This window comes from Exiguobacterium sp. s142 (assembly GCF_018618455.1).
Classification (GTDB): Bacteria; Bacillota; Bacilli; order Exiguobacteriales; family Exiguobacteriaceae; genus Exiguobacterium; species Exiguobacterium aurantiacum_A.
On sequence record NZ_JACSMB010000001.1, the window covers coordinates 246341 to 259930 of the forward strand.

At 52.4% G+C, this 13590-nt stretch carries 13 protein-coding genes; 1 reads left to right on the forward strand and 12 read right to left on the reverse strand.

All coding sequences use genetic code 11. The features are described from left to right. Positions 1-4: 4 nt before the first annotated feature. From KNP77_RS01260 to recU, 6 genes are all read right to left on the reverse strand, one after another. The gene (locus KNP77_RS01260; RefSeq protein ID WP_016509942.1) at positions 5-550 is read right to left on the reverse strand and encodes an SLOG family protein; all 546 of its coding nucleotides are present in this window, start codon (positions 548-550) and stop codon (positions 5-7) included. Further along, a complete protein-coding gene (locus tag KNP77_RS01265; protein ID WP_214887934.1) occupies positions 547-1704 on the reverse strand; it encodes a ribonuclease H-like domain-containing protein in 1158 nt (385 codons plus the stop codon). Before KNP77_RS01265 ends, KNP77_RS01260 begins: the two co-directional genes overlap by 4 nt. Next, complete coding sequence (locus tag KNP77_RS01270; RefSeq protein WP_070327406.1) at positions 1701-3950, reverse strand: DEAD/DEAH box helicase; 2250 nt, start codon at positions 3948-3950, stop codon at positions 1701-1703. The genes KNP77_RS01265 and KNP77_RS01270 overlap by 4 nt, the downstream gene beginning before the upstream one ends. 18 nt (positions 3951-3968) lie before the next feature. Continuing rightward, positions 3969-4529 carry a hypothetical protein gene (locus tag KNP77_RS01275; RefSeq protein WP_233589592.1) on the reverse strand — a complete coding sequence of 187 codons (561 nt, stop codon included), beginning with the start codon at positions 4527-4529 and terminating at the stop codon, positions 3969-3971. Positions 4530-4618: 89 nt separating this feature from the next. Next, complete coding sequence (locus tag KNP77_RS01280) at positions 4619-7222, reverse strand: transglycosylase domain-containing protein (protein ID WP_214887938.1); 2604 nt, start codon at positions 7220-7222, stop codon at positions 4619-4621. A gap of 20 nt (positions 7223-7242) precedes the next feature. Further along, positions 7243-7839 carry a Holliday junction resolvase RecU gene (recU, locus tag KNP77_RS01285; RefSeq protein ID WP_214887941.1) on the reverse strand — a complete coding sequence of 199 codons (597 nt, stop codon included), beginning with the start codon at positions 7837-7839 and terminating at the stop codon, positions 7243-7245. A 351-nt stretch (positions 7840-8190) separates the two neighbouring features. On the opposite strand from recU, the gene KNP77_RS01290 reads away from it, so the two are divergent. Beyond that, positions 8191-9042, forward strand: coding sequence for a DUF3800 domain-containing protein (locus KNP77_RS01290; RefSeq protein ID WP_083273962.1), 852 nt, complete (start codon positions 8191-8193; stop codon positions 9040-9042). Positions 9043-9076: 34 nt separating this feature from the next. Here the strand turns inward: KNP77_RS01290 and nth are convergent, their stop codons facing one another. From nth to KNP77_RS01320, 6 genes are all read right to left on the reverse strand, one after another. After that, positions 9077-9739 carry an endonuclease III gene (gene nth / locus KNP77_RS01295; protein ID WP_214887944.1) on the reverse strand — a complete coding sequence of 221 codons (663 nt, stop codon included), beginning with the start codon at positions 9737-9739 and terminating at the stop codon, positions 9077-9079. Next, positions 9739-10326, reverse strand: coding sequence for a DnaD domain-containing protein (locus tag KNP77_RS01300; protein ID WP_070327409.1), 588 nt, complete (start codon positions 10324-10326; stop codon positions 9739-9741). The genes nth and KNP77_RS01300 overlap by 1 nt, the downstream gene beginning before the upstream one ends. A gap of 61 nt (positions 10327-10387) precedes the next feature. Continuing rightward, on the reverse strand, positions 10388-11689 hold the full coding sequence (gene asnS / locus KNP77_RS01305; protein WP_070327410.1) for an asparagine--tRNA ligase: 1302 nt from the start codon (positions 11687-11689) through the stop codon (positions 10388-10390). Positions 11690-11709: 20 nt separating this feature from the next. Next, positions 11710-12897, reverse strand: coding sequence for a pyridoxal phosphate-dependent aminotransferase (locus tag KNP77_RS01310; RefSeq protein ID WP_070327411.1), 1188 nt, complete (start codon positions 12895-12897; stop codon positions 11710-11712). 22 nt (positions 12898-12919) lie between these two features. Continuing rightward, positions 12920-13399, reverse strand: coding sequence for a hypothetical protein (locus tag KNP77_RS01315; RefSeq protein WP_070327412.1), 480 nt, complete (start codon positions 13397-13399; stop codon positions 12920-12922). After that, positions 13396-13581, reverse strand: a complete 186-nt coding sequence (locus KNP77_RS01320; RefSeq protein WP_016509977.1) for a YpmA family protein — start codon at positions 13579-13581, stop codon at positions 13396-13398. Before KNP77_RS01320 ends, KNP77_RS01315 begins: the two co-directional genes overlap by 4 nt. Positions 13582-13590: the final 9 nt, after the last annotated feature.

Sequence of the window (13590 nt, forward strand, 5' to 3'; positions counted from 1 at the left end):
GTCTTCACTCCCACTGTTGTTCCCACTGTTTTTCTTCCTCGATCACACGCAGGTCGTCTTGTGTGATCATGAATAGTTCCATCTGGTGTTTTCGTTTAGCCCCTTCAACGAGGAAACGGGGGCTTCCTCCCGTCTCTTCGTCATACAACGTAATTAATCCTGCTGCCTTGTCTAAAAAGAACGCCGTTTTTGCGCGCAACTGACTCGGGTCTTCATAAGGACGTTGCGTGAGCGGTTCAAAAAAATCGGCTTCGAGCCGCAACTGGCTGAACAACTCTTGTTCATACGGCTTATACCGTTCTTCCATCTCTAAAAATGGCGGAAACACCGCGATTTTAATCGGATGTGTTTCTCTTAACTCTAACAATACTTGTCCTGCCCACAATTCACAACCGTTCGTTCCACTGAAGATGAACCATTCGGCCCCGAGTTCGATTGCTTCAGTGATCTTTCGGCGGTACGCTTCTTGGATGATCTCGATGCCGGGATGGTCGGCTTTAAAGATCCCAAGCTCATGGGGCCGATACCCGGTAATCGCAACAACTTTCATAACCTCTTCCTTTCTAACCGAGCTAGACGATGGTTGAGCGCGTGTTGCTGTTTTTGGACGGTCTGTTTCAAGACCGTCTTTTGCTGTTCCACGATCGCAATCGCCTGCTCGGTATATCGAATGGCTGACACGATATCTTTTTGCTGATGTTCTGCATACTTGGCTAGCTCGACCAACGCCTCGATCGTCCCGACTTCTTTGAAAAGAGGAAGCGCTTCGACGATGCGGCCGGTCCGCTTTAACAGCAGCGCTTGACGCATTTTCGCTCGTTTTGTCGGTTGCTCGATCCGTTCATACTGTTTGAGTGCCTCGTCCGTACTCCCTAGATCGTTCAACCAATGGGCCCGCTCTTCTCCAAATGTCGGCTCGTCTGCTTCGACGAGGTGACAGAGCCGCTTATAAAGCGACACGAGGCTCAAGCAATCGGCGTGATGGTGCTCGATGACCGGTTGTAAAATATCAGGGTCCCGCTCTTTGACGTATTGAAAGTAATGCATCGGGGCGAGAAAACCTGGCAGATCGTCCGTTCGGGCATGTCCAAAATGGGCCTCGACCGCTTTTAACGAGACCGACTCGAGTGTCGGCTTCAACAGACGCCTTGACGCATGCAACAGATCGACATGACCGACGGCGGGCAACGCCTTCACTTTCGTCCGGACGAAAGTATGACGCGTCTTGATTTGCGGCCAATCGAACGATTTTCCATTGTACGTCACGAACCGGACCTCGTCGCCGATGTCATTGAGAAAGTGATAGTAGAACGCGGTCTCAAACGCCGGGTGTGGCAATACGTACTGAATCATCTCGAGATGGTCTGGCTTGAAGCGGGCGAACCCGATCAAAAAGATGGACGTCCCGGCACCACGGAGCCCGGTCGTCTCCGTATCCATGAACAACACTTGGTCATACGGCACGTCGACCGTGAAGAACGGATGGTCTGCCGTCCCGAGGGCACGTTTCGCCGCGTCGAACGTAAAGTCGTGATACGTCGCTTCAAGCGGATAAATCTCTTTCAAGCGCACGCACCACTCGCTTTCAAACGTCAAGATCTCGCCACCTCGCGCAATCCACTTGGCTTGCTCCGCGTCATCTGGTGTGACCGTCGCTTGTTTCGGTTCATTTGTTTTGATGAGTCGTGATAGCTTCGCTTTCATATCGTTCCTTTCAATGCGGTCAACTGATTAACAACTTGGTCTTTAAAGTCACCGTAGCCGATCATCCCGACGCAACGTGGGCATCCGCTCACACACGGACAATCCTCGACCGTGCGGATTGCTGCGTCTAAAATTTCAGCGGCGTCTCGGAAGAGCGCTTCGCTCAAGCCGATACCGCCCGGATAGCGGTCGTACAAGTAGACGGTCGGTTTATTCGTATGGGTCGCTTTCATTTGAATCGTCGTGAACAAGTCGAGCGTGTCGCACATCAAGTAGAGCGGGGCGAGCCGGCGCAACAAGTCGCTGACGGCCTCGAGCTGATCTTCCATATCGGCTTCCGAGTAAGCGAACCGGTCATCGAGCGTGAACCACGTCGACGTCGTATGCAGCTCCCGTTCCGGCAAGTGGATCGGACCAGATCCGATATTCTCGTGCGTCCCGAACTTGATTTTCTTGAACAGCGTCGCCATCGCGATGACTGACACTTCACCGAACGTCTTGGCACCGCTCGTCTTGTTTTCTTCTAGCACTTTTAACTCCACGGCCAAGTTCGCATCTGTGTAGTAATCGACATCGACGCGCCGCACGTACGCTTTCTTCTCTTCAAAATCGAGTTTCTCGACTTGATATTGCTCGGCCCCATGCAAATAGATCGCCTCGTCGTGAAGCAGCGTCATCGCACTGAACGTGTCCATCTCGCCGATGACTTGATGTTTCGCCGTTTGGTCGACGATGACGACGTTCTCTTGATCGCTCGTCCGTAGCGAGATGTCGTGGGCCGGGAAGGCGTCCGTCATCCAATAGTATTTATTGGCACGCTCATGCAAGATTTGCGCGTCCGTCAAGAAATCAAGGATATCCTCGGTCTCGACCGTACCGAAGCGCTCTCCTTTTTGGAACGGGAGCTCGAAGGCGGCGCACTTCATATGGTCGACTAAAATGATCAAGTTGTTCGGGTCAAGACGGGCCGCCTCAGGCGAACGCTCTAAAATCAGGTCTGGTTGCTCGACGACGAGTTGGTCGAGTGATGACGACGAGGCGACGAAGATGACGAGTGATTCCGACTGGCGACGGCCGGCTCTTCCTGCTTGCTGCCAGAGCGAGGCGACGGTGCCGGGATATCCGTTCAATACGCACGCCTCGAGTTGACCGATGTCAACACCGAGTTCGAGCGCGTTCGTCGAAACGACGGCTTTGATTTCACCGTTCCGGAGCCTGCGTTCAATCTCACGCCGCTCTGACGGAAGATAACCGCCCCGATAACCGACGATCGACTTCGGTCCGAGTTCACGTCTCGTCAATTCTTGCAAATACGTCAATAGCACCTCGACACGGACCCGTGACCGAGCGAAGACGATCGTTTGAATATCGGCTTCGACAAGTTTTGATGCGATCCGCTTCGTTTCGAGCGTGGCGCTCCGACGAATCCCGAGCGCTTCATTGACGACCGGAGGGTTATAGAAAATGAGGTGTTTTCTCCCTTGCGGAGCTCCATTATTGTTGACGAGCGTCACTTCTTCCTCGGTCAACAGCTCGGCCAGCTCGACCGGGTTCGCGATTGTCGCGGACGTCATGATCCATTTCGGATAACTTCCATAGTAGGCACAGATTCGTTTGAGCCGCCGAAAGACGTTGGCGACATGGCTCCCGAATACGCCGCGATACGTATGCAGTTCATCGACAACGATATATTCGAGGTTTTCAAACAACCGGATCCATTTCGTGTGATGCGGCAAAATTCCTGAGTGAAGCATATCCGGGTTCGTGATAACGATGTTGCCGGCGTCCCGTACTTTCGTCCGCGCTGCCGGCGACGTGTCCCCATCATACGTGAAGCATCGGAGGTCGCCTTCGAGCGCCTCGACCATCTCCATCAAATCGCTGTTCTGGTCTTGCGCGAGCGCTTTCGTCGGATACAGATAGAGGGCTCGTGCCGTCGGTTTCTCAATCATTCTAGACAGCACGGGCAAGTTATAGCAGAGCGTTTTACCAGAAGCTGTCGGCGTCACGATGACAGTCGAGTTCCCACGTGACGTCTGTTCGACCGCTTCGGCCTGATGCGTGTACAATTGCTCGATGCCGCGACTGTTTAACACCCGGACAAGATCGTCTGGGACGCTCGACGGGATGGCCGCGTATCTTGCAGGTTGTGCCTCGACCGTATGCCAGTGTGTGACATTGGCGGAAAAACTCGGGTCGGTCTTTAATGTCTTAATCATCTCTTCGACGGAACGTTTTTTCCGCATAGTGCTCACCAACTTATTTCATGATTTTGAAGGTGCAAGTCGCTCCACGATCGTCTTCACTTGACTGATTCGTTCGTCACGCAACAGACGATGAACCGCAGGCAAGTGTAGCACCTCCATCGCTTTGAACGCCTCGGCGACATGCTCATTTTCTTCTTCAAGCCGCTCCATCGCATCGTTGTATAACAGGTGCGTCGAACGGCCGAACAAGACGATGGTATGTAACTTCGTGCATTTCGAATGGACTGCTTGCAAATGTTTCGTGTAACGTTGCACCGCTTTATGATAATCCTCGTGCGTCGTCAGCGCTTGGCGCTTGCCGCGAAGAAGTTCTGGATAAAAAGATTCATCGCCGAGAAACATCGTCTCGACGCCGATCCGTTTCAAATAAGGATGGCCGATCGCCTCTGCCACGGCCGAATCATCGATCAATCGTCCGAACGGGATCGATTCTTCTAACAGAATGCGTCCCATCTTCAATCCGTTGACGCCGTGAAGGGGTAGGCCAAGATCATCGTCTTGCAGTCGATCGATTACAAACAACACTTTCATCTTTCGCTTAAGAGAGAGTTGAACCATATGTCACCATCCTATTCGCTTTCTTTTCATTATAACAAACCACACAGAAAAACAGGGCGTTGATGTCGCCCTGTTTGAAGTAAGCCAATTTATTCGCGATTGTCATTTTCACGGTCTTGGTTTGATTCAGACGTGTCTGAGTTGGACTGTGATTCGAGCTCGGTCGAAGATTCTTCTTCAGCCGGAGGCGTCTCTTCTGTCGCCGGCTCTTCAGTCGTCTCTCCTTCACCGCCTTCATTGTTCCCATTTCCATTTTCGTTGTTGCCATTACCGTTATTATTGTCAGTCTCATTCGGTGGCGTTTCTTCAGCCGGCTCTTCTTCTGGAGGCGTCTCTTCCGTTGCCGGTTCTTCCTCTTCTTCAGCCGGTTCTTGACTGCGTTCGACCGTGTATTGCGTTTGGGCCGGACTCGACTGTTGCTCCCCTACGAGCTGGTTCGAAGCAGTCGCGACGATTGTGAACGTCGTCGTCCCGTTCGCGAGACCCGAAATAGCGATGCTCGTGTCTTCCGTCGTTCCGACGACACGTTCACTGCCGTCCGGACGTTTCTCCGTCACGGTGAACGAGAGACCTTGATAACCGTCCGCTTCGACCGCTTCTCGATTATACGACCACGTCAACGTCCCGCTGTCAGCCGGAATGTCGTAATTGATCGACGCGCCAGTCGGTGCCGGTAGATTTTTCGGTTCCAAATCTTTCGGTTTCGTCCCTTTGACGTATAGTTCATTGCCGAGCGACAAGACAGAATCCGGTTGCTGGAAGCGGTCTGGACTTCCCGTCGCATTCGTCACTTCTTGCATCATATACTCGAAGTAGTACTGAGCGTGGTCCTCAGCAAGCGCATTATCGCCAGCCCCACTTGCTTTTCCGGTCCAGACAGAAATCGAGTAGTCGGTCGTATAACCCGTGAACCACTTGTCGTTCTCATTACCTTTATCATCGTTCGTCGTCCCGGTCTTACCGGCGACGTCCCACGGGAACGCACCTGGCTTGTAAGTCCCGTTCGAACCACTGACGACGTCACGAAGCATGTCGGTCAACATATACGCGGTATAGTCTTCCATCGCTTGCTTCGCTTTAATAGGTGAGTTGATCGTCGATCCGTCGTTGAACTCAATCTTTTGAATTAAGTGCGGCTTCGTGTACATCCCGTTCGCACCGAGCGTCGCGTAAGCAGCCGCCATTTGCGTCGTGCTCGCTTCTGCTACACCGAGACTGTTCGCGGGCACCATCTCGTCACCCGCACGCGCCGGCTCGATGCCGACGTTCTCGACGAACGATTCGATCGCCTCAGGACCGAACTCGTCCTGTACTTCATAGAAAGCGCGGACGGCTGGCGTGTTGCCGGAAATCGTCAAATAGTAACGCATCGTGTTGGCGCCGCGATACCCTTCGTAATAGTTCCCTGGATTGAACTCACCTTTAGGAAACTCTTTATCCATCAAAATTTTACCGGTCGACCATTGCGCGTTCTCAATCCCTGGGCCGTAATCGAAGAACGGCTTCGCCGTCGAACCGATTTGGCGTTTCTCGCGCGAGTAGTCGCGGTAGTTCTTGTCGCCTTGTTCCGCCTGTTGGCTGTCGATGACGGCGACGATTTCACCCGTCTTCGTGTTCAACACGGTCGCTCCCATGCGGAGATCTTTCGGGAACTTACCGTTTGGAATGTTCACGTTATCTGTCTTAATATCTTTATTGAATTTCGCGTGCAGCTCTTTATTGATCGACGTATAGACTTTCAAACCTGTCCCGTAAATATCAGACTGCTCTAAGCCGTAGTCTTCTTCGAGCTCTGCTTGGACACGAGCGTAAATCGAACGGGTGTAAGACTCTTCTTCTGTCTGCGCACCCGGCGAGATGACGTCGGCAATCTCGACGTCGAGCGCCTCGTTATACTGTTGTTCTGTGATATGACCGTCCCGCTTCATTGCCGACAGCACTTGTTCTTGACGGTAACGCGTGAGTTCTTGGTCGCCAGCAATCGGATCATAAGCGCTCGGTCGTTGCGGGAGTCCCGCTAAGATAGCCGCTTCTTGATAGTTCACTTCTGACACCGGCTTATTGAAGTACGTCTTCGAGGCCGCTTGCACACCCCACGCCCCTGAACCGTAGTAGTTCTTATTCAAGTACATCTCGAGAATCTGTTCTTTCGTGTACTCGCGCTCGAGTTTCACGGCGAGCCACTGCTCTTGTAATTTACGTTTTAATTTCTTGTCGGTCGACAAGAACGACTGTTTGACGAGCTGTTGCGTGATTGTAGAACCACCTTCAGACCCGAAACCGTCGGTCACGTTCGCGAGCACGGCACCGCCGATGCGGCGCAAGTCAATCCCGTTATGCTCATAGAAGCGACGGTCCTCGATCGAGATGACCGCTTGCTGCATCACTTCTGAAATATCATCGATTGACACGTACTCACGGATCTGACCGCTTTCTTCAAGCGGTTCACCTTCAGCCGACAGTAGCTGAATCGGATACGTATCGACTAATTTCTCCTCATCGAGCGGCGGTGCGGTCGCAATCGCGTAGGCTGTATAAGCTCCTCCGACGACCACTCCGACGATCAACAACAATCCTATAATAAGTAGGATGCGTCTCCACATCGGTTTCTTTGTTTGTTGTTTTGATTTTTTCGTTTGTTGCTTTGGCTTTTTCGTCGTATCTTGTCGACGCGCCATCCGACTTCGTTCCATTCACGCTTCACTCCTTCTATTCAATCGAGCCACGCTTCAATCGCCGTCAAATAATCGATGGCTGGAAGGGCTCGTGTTGGAACTTCGATTGCCTCTTGTTCAATATATGCGAGCGGGATCGACTTACGTCCCGTCTCTCGCTGCTCCCACCAATGTAATAATTGCTCCGTTGATAACACATATTGCGTATTATAGCGGCTAAACCGGATGATGACAAAACAAATCCCTCCGTGACGCTCACACTCGCGCATGTGATTGATTTGATGATCATGAAAGTTTCCGAGCGGGAACGACGTTTTATTGTTCGTCTCTTTCGCTTCAAAATCAATGTATTTCCCGCGATAGACCCCGTTGTAGTCGGTCGTCGAGGCTTGCCTAAAATACGCCTCGGTCACTTTGGCCGCGCTCCGTTTCGGGTAATCGACTTTGACGATTTGAAGCGGGGTCGGTTTTTTATGGATGACCGCTTTTCCGTGGAGTCGATAAAACTCGTTCGTATCGTTCAGAAGCGTCTCTAAATTCATGCCTCGATTCGCATACGTTGGTGGACTGGACTTTGCCGGCATCTCGGCCGCTCTCGGTTTCTTCCCGTTTGGATAATGGAACAATGTCGTCACCCCTAATTACTAGTTTAACAGGTTGATCCACTCGTTCCTTCCGTCTGAAGTCTGATTGTCGAGTTATGTCGCTCGACTCCTCCGTGGATTTTCCGCAATCCATATCGTACCAAACTCCCGTATGTTAAACTAGTGTGTAGTACATTGTGTATTCAAATTGACACGACCTTGTTACGGTGTCACTGAATACTTTTCTACAATAGGTCCTCTACTTATTAACCGAAATGTGAACAGGCTAAACGCTGATTGACGAGACTTTAAAAAAGTAAGCGATCGAGAGCGTTTCGCGAGGACTGGAAATAAACTAGGCGGCTTAGAATCTACATCCCTAAGCTCTGTTGGAGGAGTAAGATGGAGACACAAAAGAAGTATGTCATGTTCGTCGATGAGACCGGTACACCAAAAGGCAACACCCAGTTCAACTTGACCGGGGTATTGATGGAATACAAGTATGCGATTGACGCCGATGAGGCCGGAATGCCGTGCGAATTGAAGCGACGCTTACAAGCGTTCAAACGAGATGTCTTCAAAACGGAAAATATCCCACTGCATTTAAAAGAAATTTTAAAGGCCGAGCATCCATATGGAAAAGACGATGGGATCACAATCGATATGCTCCGTGATTTTTGGAACAAACTCCCAGACTTCTTGCGCGATATCAATTGCACGATCGTCAGTGTCGAGGTCGATAAACAGAAGCTTCACGATTTCTACTCGACGCCGAAAGACCCTTATGTCGTCGCTTTCGCCCATTTGATGAAATCGTTTTATGCATTTTTGGAAGAGACGGAAGCTGTCAGCGCCCGTGTCGTCCTCGAGTCGCGCGACGATTATCAGAACCTGCTCATTCAAAAAGCATTTTTCGATATCTTCAATTCCGGGACGGTCCATCTCGACGTCGAGAAGAGCCGACAAAAAATCAAAGGGTTCATCTTCTCGGAGAAACAAAGCACGATCTATCAATCTGGTCTTGAAATCGCTGACCTCGTCTGCCTGCCGCTCTCGCGCGTGCGCCGCGGCGTGATCGAAGTGAAACCACGGTTCGTCCATTATGGGGATGAAAACCGAATCTTCAAAGCCATCAAGGACAAGATTTACATTCGTAAAGACAGTCCAGACCAAGATTTCCGCAACTGGGGCTTCAAAAAAGTCCCGATCACGAAAAAACGTCGCGAATGGAGCGACCATCCCTGGAACCATTAAAAATCGCCTCGTAGCCATCTACGAGGCGATTTTTTTATGAATTCGTTGCTTGTTGCGACTTCATCCGCTTCTTGCCTTCGCGGCACATATGCAAGAGCGGGCACGTCTCGCAGCCGGGCCGTTGTGCCTTGCAGTGATAACGTCCGAAAAAGATAAACTGGTGGTGGAGCTGCGACCAGTCTTCACGGAGAAACTTCTTCATGAGCGTGTCTTCGACTTGACGGACGTTGTCTTTCCAACGGCAGATGCCGAGCCGTTTGGACACACGCTCGACGTGGGTATCGACCGCGAACGCCGGTTCATGAAAGGCGACCGACAACACGACGTTCGCCGTCTTGCGCCCGACTCCAGGCAGCGCCTCGAGTGACTCCCGGTCGTCCGGGACGATCCCTCCGTGCAGATCAAGAATTCGCATCGACAGCGCTTTGACGTTTTTGGCCTTGTTTCGAAACAGACCGATTCGTTTAATGAGCGACTCGATTTCCGCTACGTCAGCCGCAGCCATCGCCTCGACCGTCGGGAACGCCTCGAACAGTCCAGGCGTCACTTGGTTGACGAGCGCGTCCGTCGCCTGCGCGGACAGCGCCACGGCGACGACGAGTTCGAACGGGTTGCGGTGGGTCAGCTCACAATGGGCGTCCGGGAACATTTGCCGCATCGTCTCCGAGATTTCGTTCAATTGAGCTCTCGTCAACATCACTTTTTCCTCCGTTGATACTCGACCAAGTCTTCAAGTGACTCGACTTTATGGTCTTGCCAGACGCTCAAGATTTTATCCATGTACTTGAAGTTGCGGACGTTACGTAGTTTCGCCTCGCGGAGCGCGGCCAAGATGAGTTCTTCACTGAAACCGTCTTCGGTCAACCAGCCGACGATTTGCTCGATCTCAAACGGCGTGATCGTCCCGAACTCCCGCTCGAACGTATGGATGAGGTTCTCGTTTAGCGACTGCGTATTTTTTTCAGGGGCGCCGTCTTCTTCGAGTGCTTGGAAAAGAGGGAGCAGACTGTAACGCTCCACTTCCGCCGACGCATCGATGGCGACGAGCTCTTTTTGCAGCAGCCCGAGCAGAACAGAGCGTGCCTCGCTCTCGGGAACGTTCATCCGGTCGCCGAGCTCGCTCGGAAGCGGCATCTCGATGCCTTCTCCCGTCAACTCCAACAAGTGGACGACGAGACAAAACTCGACCGGGTTGAGATTGAGACGACGTGCATCGGTGAACAGCTTCCTCGGAACGACGACCGGACTTTGTTCAAACAGCTTGATCAGATTATGTGCATCCATGTCGCACATCCTTTCTAGACAAATCAATCGGGGAAGACAATTAGTCATCCCCGATTGGCGATTATGGGTGAATTCGGTTCAATAGACGTGGGAACGGAATCGCTTCACGGATGTGTTCGATTCCGCTGATCCAAGCGACGGTCCGCTCAAGACCGAGCCCGAAGCCCGAGTGTGGGACCGAGCCGTACTTACGCAACTCAAGATACCAGTCATACGCATCGGTCTCATCAAGTCCTTCTTTGACGATCTCTTCTTTCAAGCGGTCGTAGTCGTCTTCACGCTGCGAACCGCCGATGATCTCGCCGTAACCTTCAGGTGCGATCAAATCGGCACAAAGGACGAGTTCAGGGTTCTCTGGGTCGACTTTCATGTAGAACGGCTTGATTTCTTTCGGCCAATGGGTGATGAACACCGGCAAATCATGCGCGTTGGCGATCGCCGTCTCGTGCGGCGCCCCGAAGTCATCCCCGTACTCGATGTCATCGAAGCCTTCTTCTTTCAAGAACTTGATCGCGTCCGTATAACGAATACGTGGGAACGGCGCTTGAACTTTTTCAAGTTTCTCCAAGTCGCGTCCGAGCAACTCAAGCTCGTTCCGGCAATGGTCAAGCGCTGACTTCGCGATGTACGATACGTAACGCTCTTGCAGATCAAGACTCATATCATGGTCGAAGAATGCCATCTCCGGCTCGATCATCCAAAACTCGATCAAGTGGCGACGTGTCTTCGATTTTTCAGCGCGGAACGTCGGACCGAACGAGAACACTTTGCCGAGCGCCATCGCTGCGGCTTCCATATATAACTGACCTGTTTGCGACAAGTAGGCCGGTTGACCGAAGTAGTCCGTCTCGAACAACTCCGTCGTCCCTTCCGGCGCGCTCGACGTGATGATCGGCGGATCGATCTTGACGAATCCTTCTTGGTTATAGAACTCGTATGTGGCCCGGATCAATTCGTTCCGGACTTTCATGATCGCGTGCTGGCGACGCGACCGGAGCCAGAGGTGACGGTTGTCCATCAAGAACTCCGTCCCGTGTTCTTTCGGCGTGATCGGATAGTCGATCGATTCCGAGATGACTTCCATCGCTGTCACTTCGAGTTCGAAGCCGAGCGGCGTCCGGCCGCCGTCCGATTTGACGTTACCCGTCACCCAGACTGACGTCTCTTGCGTCACGCCTTTTGCGAGGGCGAACAGTTCTTCCGCGACTTCTGCTTTGACGACGACGGCTTGGGCGAACCCGCTCCCGTCCCGGAGTTGAAGGAAGGCGATTTTACCACTCGAACGTTTGTTGGCGATCCAGGCACCGACCCGGACCGATTGTCCTTCATAATCTTTAAATTGGCTAATTGAAATAGTTGTCATGTTCATATCCATCCTTTCGCTTATCGAGCGCTACTCTTGATAAAGTTTTCCACTCGATCGAGCGCTTCTAGTACTCGCTTCAATTCTGTTGCATAAGACAAGCGGACGTAATCATCCTGCCCAAAGCCCGATCCCGGCACGAGCGCGACGAATGCTTCACCGAGCACTGCTTCGCACCATGCGTCGACCGAGTCGTAGCCGCTCATCGACGCGGCTTGTTTGGCGTTGGCGTATAAGTAGAATGCCCCTTGCGGTTTTAGGCACGTGATGCCTGGTATGTTGATCAATCGCTCATAGACGATCTCAAGGCGCTCTTCAAATGAGACCCGCATCATCTCGACATCATCTTGCGAGCCGTTGTAAGCCTCGACGGCCGCCGCTTGGGCGATCGACGTCGGATTCGACGTCGAGTGCGATGCGAGGTTCGTCATCGCTTCGATGATCGTCTTGTCTCCAATCGCGTACCCGATGCGCCACCCGGTCATCGCATGTGACTTCGAGACCCCGTTGATGATGATCGTCCGCTCACGCATGTCAGGAAGCGTGGCGATCGAGACGAACTCGCTATCGCCATAGATGAGCTTCTCATAGATCTCGTCACTGACGACGAGCAGGTCGTGGCGCTTGACGACTTCGGCGAGCGCGACCAACTCTGACTCCGTATAGATCATACCGGTCGGGTTGGACGGGCTGTTCAAGATGACCGCTTTCGTCCGGTCTGTGATGGCGGCTTCAAGTGATTCTGGCGTCAGTTTGAACGTCGTCGCCTCGGTCGTCTCCACATAGACCGGGACACCGTCGGCAAGTTTCACTTGTTCCGGATAACTCACCCAATACGGGACCGGGATGATGACTTCATCACCTTCGTCGAGAATCGCTTGGAACAAGGCGTATAACGCATGTTTCGCCCCTGAGGCGACCATGACCTCGTTACGCTCGAACGTAAGGTCGCTGTCGCGTTTCGTCTTCTCGATGATGGCATCTTTTAAAGCGACCGTTCCGCCTGAAGGCGTATACTTCGTATCGCCGTCACGTGCAGCCTTGCATGCGGCCTCAATAATTCGTTCAGGCGTATTGAAGTCCGGCTCACCGGCCCCGAGCCCGATGACGTCTTGTCCCGAAGCTTTCAATGCTTTCGCTTTCGCCGTGATCGCGAGCGTCGTCGAAGGTGTTAACTGTTTTACACGTCTTGCCAATAGATGTTCCATCGATATCCTCCTCTAATCTCGTTCAGTTCGAATCCGCCAGTTGGACCCGTCTTATAAAGTCTCCGGTTTGAAGCGTGTAATAGGAATACGTATACGTCGCCCCTGATTTCGTCACGACTTCGATGAGCGCACGCTCGTCAAACCCGTACTTACAACTGACAAGCGTACCACCGGTCTCCTCGAGCGAATCGGCACAGACTTTATCTAAGTCGACCGACTCGATCTCACGCGTCTCGATCGGTTGCTTACTGTCGACCGGCACGAACAGGACGCGGTCCGTCTCCTCGAAGACGACGTACGGTTCCGTCCCGTTAAAGAGCTCAGCCCGTTCGATCCGGACCGTCGGCTGTTCGGCCTCAAGACGATCGCGCGCTTCCGCGATCATGTTTTGTTTTGTCCGTTCCGTATGACCGACCGTGAACCAATAAATCCCACTAAACACGATGACGACACCGATGAGTGCCGTCATAAGAGCAACCACTACTTTTGTCTTCCGCGTCATTCTGTCCGATAGATGGTGAACACCATCTCTTCTTTCTTCGGATCATTCACTTTTTTCTCTAGTGCAAGACCGAACATCAAATCTTGGCTCTTCAGTGTACGATTCAATAGGTCGACGATTTTGTACACGTCTGCCGTCGGCTCGATCCGAACGGTCGCGAGCGTCTCAATATTCGAATTCATGTTTACTCC

Bases quoted from the DNA above. Each gene is read 5' to 3' on its own strand.
- KNP77_RS01290 (WP_083273962.1), top strand. From the start codon at position 8,191: ATGGAGACACAAAAGAAGTATGTCATGTTCGTCGATGAGACCGGTACA.
- KNP77_RS01260 (WP_016509942.1), bottom strand. From the start codon at position 550: ATGAAAGTTGTTGCGATTACCGGGTATCGGCCCCATGAGCTTGGGATC.
- KNP77_RS01265 (WP_214887934.1), bottom strand. From the start codon at position 1,704: ATGAAAGCGAAGCTATCACGACTCATCAAAACAAATGAACCGAAACAA.
- KNP77_RS01320 (WP_016509977.1), bottom strand. From the start codon at position 13,581: ATGAATTCGAATATTGAGACGCTCGCGACCGTTCGGATCGAGCCGACG.
- nth (WP_214887944.1), bottom strand. From the start codon at position 9,739: ATGTTGACGAGAGCTCAATTGAACGAAATCTCGGAGACGATGCGGCAA.
- KNP77_RS01300 (WP_070327409.1), bottom strand. From the start codon at position 10,326: ATGGATGCACATAATCTGATCAAGCTGTTTGAACAAAGTCCGGTCGTC.
- KNP77_RS01280 (WP_214887938.1), bottom strand. From the start codon at position 7,222: ATGGAACGAAGTCGGATGGCGCGTCGACAAGATACGACGAAAAAGCCA.
- asnS (WP_070327410.1), bottom strand. From the start codon at position 11,689: ATGACAACTATTTCAATTAGCCAATTTAAAGATTATGAAGGACAATCG.
- KNP77_RS01310 (WP_070327411.1), bottom strand. From the start codon at position 12,897: ATGGAACATCTATTGGCAAGACGTGTAAAACAGTTAACACCTTCGACG.
- KNP77_RS01315 (WP_070327412.1), bottom strand. From the start codon at position 13,399: ATGACGCGGAAGACAAAAGTAGTGGTTGCTCTTATGACGGCACTCATC.
- KNP77_RS01275 (WP_233589592.1), bottom strand. From the start codon at position 4,529: ATGGTTCAACTCTCTCTTAAGCGAAAGATGAAAGTGTTGTTTGTAATC.
- KNP77_RS01270 (WP_070327406.1), bottom strand. From the start codon at position 3,950: ATGCGGAAAAAACGTTCCGTCGAAGAGATGATTAAGACATTAAAGACC.